Origin of the sequence: Paraplanobispora takensis (assembly GCF_016863195.1) — a bacterium.
GTDB lineage: Bacteria > Actinomycetota > Actinomycetes > Streptosporangiales > Streptosporangiaceae > Planobispora > Planobispora takensis.
The window spans coordinates 1-4,014 of the sequence record NZ_BOOK01000079.1; the positions used below are offsets into that span (position 1 = coordinate 1).

The window sequence follows — 4,014 nt, forward strand, 5'->3', positions numbered from 1 at the left end:
CCGCGGCCCGCGCGGCCAGCCCCGCCATCACTCCCGGCTGGTGGCAGGACTACGCGATCGCCGTGATAACCGACGCGGCCCGGCAGGCGGCCCCGGTGAACGACGGCAGGCTCGAGGACGACCTGGCCGGCTTGAACCGCACGTTCACCCCGGCGCTGACCGCCAGCGTGCTCGCCACCTTCCAAACCGGGTACCGGCCCGTGGCCGACGCGCTCGGCGCGCTCACCACCGCGGGACAACTCCCGCAGGCGTGCGCGGCGCTGGTGGCGGCGGTGGCCGCGGAGTCGTTCACCGCCAACATCAACATCGCGATGGCGGCAGGAGGCGACTCCACCCAGGCGGCCACCTGGTTCCTCTACAGTCTGTGGATCACGCTGAAGGCGCTCGGCAGCCCCGACGTGGACGGCGAGATCACCGCCCGGCAGGCGGCCGGGCTCACCGTGCCGTCGCAGATCGGGCCGCAGCACTGGTGGCAGGGCGGCTACGCGACCTGGTACGCCCCGCTGGCCGGTCCCGACATCGCCCCGTCGATCGGGGGGATGCTCACCGCCGGTATGCCCGAGCAGAAGACGACGGTGTACTCCGGCGGCTCGTACCCGGAATATGACAATGTCACGGCCGCCAGCGGATACTCCCAGAGCCTGTGCTGCTGGGGGTCGCTGGCCAGATACAAGAACTGAGTTGCTCCGCCTCAACACTTCCCACAAGGACTGAAGGAGCCGTTCTCGAGATGGCCTGCAGGTAGTTGACGAGATCCCGCCCGATCGGCTTGGCCGGGCGGGAGCCGATCAGATAGGGGATTGTCGAGGACATGCGTCGGCCGTGTTCCCGATGTCGGCCGCAGGGCCGGGAATGGCAAGACGGACGATACGAAGGACGGCATGAACGACAGCGGAAGGAACGCATTTCCCGGAGAGGACTGATGGGAACTGCTGGCCGCACGCGGATTCGCGATGCGGTTCTCGGGGCTTTGGGTGGAGAACGGTGACCCGGACGAAGTCACCCGGCAGTTGCGGGTGGACCCGGCGTCCCGGCTGGAGTGCGATCTGGACACGGCGACGTCTGGTACGAGCCCTACTCGGAACATGAGACCGTCTGGATCGGCCCGCACAGCCCGGGCTGGACGCACGTCCTCAGCATCAGCGGCAGCTATCTCGAGGAGCACGTGCTCAGCAGGGGAGGGCGCAGCGTCTTTCGGGTGGAGTATGACCGAGCGGTCGATGGCCTCCACGATCTCGATCACTTCCACGACGGTGAGTTCGTCGAGATGATCGGCCCTGTCGGCAATGGGGAGACGGAGTCCGGATCGATCTTCACCGTGTACCTGGAAGGGCTGGAATTCCCTGGCGGCAAGCAGTCGTTGTCCGCGTTCCTCACCCTGGTCGGGCGGCTCACCGGCTGTTTCATCGACCGCGAGTGGCTCGCTGAGACCCGAACGCTCTACCGGATCCCGGCCGACGCGTGGGACGACTGACATCTCCCGACCAGAGCACCGAAACGAGGTCGCAGTGAGGCGCCCTGAGACACGCCAGAGCCTCCGTCTGTCCCGGAACGGTTCCCCGGTCTGCCTCAGCCGTCGGCGAGGACCGGGTGGTGTCGATCTCGAAGCCGGGGACACGGGCCATGTAGCAGCGCTGCCGGACCTCATAAGAGGGTGACTCATTTGGCGAGTCGGCGATAGCAAATAAGTGCGGCAGCCAGAGCGACGAAGGACGCGAAGTGGTCGGCGCGGCGCTCGTAGCGGCGATGCAGCCGGCGGCATCCACTCAACCAGGCGATCGTGCGCTCGATCACCCACCGGTGCCGGCCCAAGCGCTGGCTGGACTCCACGCCGCGCCGCGCGATGCGCGGGATGATGCCGCGCTGCCGCAGGAAGCGCCGCACGTGAGGGTAGTCGTAGCCCTTGTCGCCGTGGAGCTTGGCCGGGCGACGCCGTCGCCGCCCGCGCCGGGAGCGGATCGGCGGGATGCCGCGCACCAGCGGTTCGACGGCCAGGCTGTCATGGACGTTGGCCGCTGAGATCGCGACAGAGAGCGGCAGACCGGTCCGTTCGGTGATCATATGGATCTTTGCCCCGTTCTTGCCGCGGTCGACAGGATTCGGGCCCGTCAGCTCCCCCCTTTGACCGCGCGCAGGCTGACCGAGTCGATCGCGCACCGCGACCAGTCCAGCTCGCCCCGGGCGCCGAGCTCGTCCAAGATGATCCGATACAGCTTGGCCCATACCCGGGCAGCACTCCACTCGGCGAAACGGCGATTGACGGTCTGCCAGGAGGCGCCGAAGACCGGCGGCAGTTGCCGCCAGGCGCACCCGGTCGTGGCCACGTACACGATCGCCGCCAGGACCATCCGATCGTCTGCGCGCCGGCGTCCGCCGCCCTGCGGCCGGGTGGGCGCCGGCGGGACCACGCGCTGGAACAGCTCCCACAACTCATCGGGGACCAGTCACTGAAGGAACGCATCCATGCCATGTCCAACGAGCGACCGCCAGATGAGTCACGCTCTAAAAGAGGAAGGCTTCTTATGGGCCGCTCAGCGCCCTGATCTGGTGGTTAGCTAGGTGATCTGGTCATATGCGCCGAGAGCATTCCTCGTATGTTCCGGATCTTCATGAGCTAAGGGCGTCAGAGGCCACGGGGTAAATGTGATCGGTGGATCCGATCAGAGCCGGACCGGCGAAACGGGCGGAAGACAGATGGACGCCTGTAGCGCGTTCGGCGAGGGCCAGAGCGCTGGAGACGGGATCATCGGGAAAGTCGAGTTGGTCGCCGCCGGTGTCCATGCCGAGGTCCTCGACATCCGCCTGAAGCCGGTCGGGGTCGGCTCCTTCCCGAAGGGAATAGGCGTACAAGCTGAACATGGTGATCTTCCGGCCGTCGACGCAGTAGGTGAAGCCGTCGTTCTTGATGTTCATGTACACCGCGGCCGCGACGGTGCCCACCGACAGTAGATGGGTCTTGTCGTAGACGGTTCTCGCCCAGCCATATTCGATCAGGACGGTTCCGCCGCTGGCCGCGTAGGCTGCGACGCCCTGTCCCGACTCGCTCAAAGAGCCCGGGGTGACGCGGATTCGCTGCAGCGCTTCCCGCGGGGACAGGTCCCGCACGAAGCCGGCGCAGAGCCAGGTCTCGTCGGTGTCGTCGCTGAACTCCTCGCAGAGCCATTCATAGGTCGCTGCCGTGGCGCCGCCCATTCATCTACCTTCCGTGGAAGCCGTATCGCGGCGAGCATGACAGAGGGAGCCGACAACTTCGCTCGTCATCCATGTGCTGTCAGCTTGGGAAGTCTCTAACAATCTTGGCTGCTGAGCTGGGGAAGTCCTGGCCTGCGGGGGAGCGCTCCGGCTCTCCGTAATTCCCCGTGAGTCCCCCTTGGTCTCCCTCCCGACGGGCACGTAACGGGCACGCGAGAGGGGCAGGGGGAACGCCCACGCTTTCGTCACATGGGTGTCCGGTGGGCCGGGGCTGAGGAACGAGGTCCCGGACCGGCGATCGCCCCCAGCCCCATACGAAGATCAGCCGTTCTCAGGCGATCGTGAGAGTTGCACCGACTGCGACCCTTTTGCGCAAGGTCAAGAAGTCTGCCGGGGCTCACACGCATGGGCGAGATCGACCAGGTCCTGAGTGTTGTTTTCGACGATGCATTGCGTGATTCGGGAACGGCTCAGAACTTCCGCGATCTTGTATCCCAGGCTGCCGCCCATGGTCTCCGACGTGACGCGCACCGTTGTGGAGGCACCGTCTTGGGCGGGGAGAAGAACGTACTCCATCGTGGAGCGTGGTCCGACGATGGACTCCGCAAGGAAGCGGCGGGATGCTTCGAGTTCGATCACTTCGAAGTTCGCGCTCGATGACTGACCGTAGACCGTACGGGTCTCGCGCCAGCGCGTTCCGAGGTCGAAGGAGCCGGCTGTGAGCGGTTCGACGGCGTCGACCTTGCTGAAGAGTTCTGCACGCCGGGGGATGTCCGTCAGCGCTGCCCACACGATCTCCATGGGAGCGGCGATGGTCCGCTC

At 66.3% G+C, this 4,014-nt stretch carries 5 protein-coding genes; 2 read left to right on the plus strand and 3 right to left on the minus strand.

The genetic code is table 11. The features are described from left to right. Positions 1-680, plus strand: a 680-nt coding sequence (locus Pta02_RS38545; protein ID WP_203879986.1) for a hypothetical protein, incomplete at its 5' end; no start/stop codon positions are given. Between the two features lie 359 nt (positions 681-1,039). Continuing rightward, positions 1,040-1,474, plus strand: coding sequence for a hypothetical protein (locus Pta02_RS38550; protein ID WP_203879987.1), 435 nt, complete (start codon positions 1,040-1,042; stop codon positions 1,472-1,474). A 185-nt stretch (positions 1,475-1,659) separates the two neighbouring features. On the opposite strand, the gene Pta02_RS38555 is transcribed toward Pta02_RS38550, so the two are convergent. From Pta02_RS38555 to Pta02_RS38565, 3 genes are all read right to left on the minus strand, one after another. Then, a protein-coding gene (locus tag Pta02_RS38555; RefSeq protein WP_239131553.1) for an IS5 family transposase occupies positions 1,660-2,444 on the minus strand; the annotation gives its coding sequence in 2 pieces (ribosomal slippage) (positions 1,660-2,114 and positions 2,114-2,444; 786 coding nt in all). 163 nt (positions 2,445-2,607) lie between these two features. After that, entirely contained in the window at positions 2,608-3,192 is a 585-nt protein-coding gene (locus tag Pta02_RS38560) for a DUF6461 domain-containing protein (protein WP_203879988.1), read from the minus strand. 378 nt (positions 3,193-3,570) lie between these two features. Beyond that, on the minus strand, positions 3,571-4,014 hold a 444-nt coding region (locus Pta02_RS38565; RefSeq protein WP_203879989.1), incomplete at its 5' end, for an SRPBCC family protein.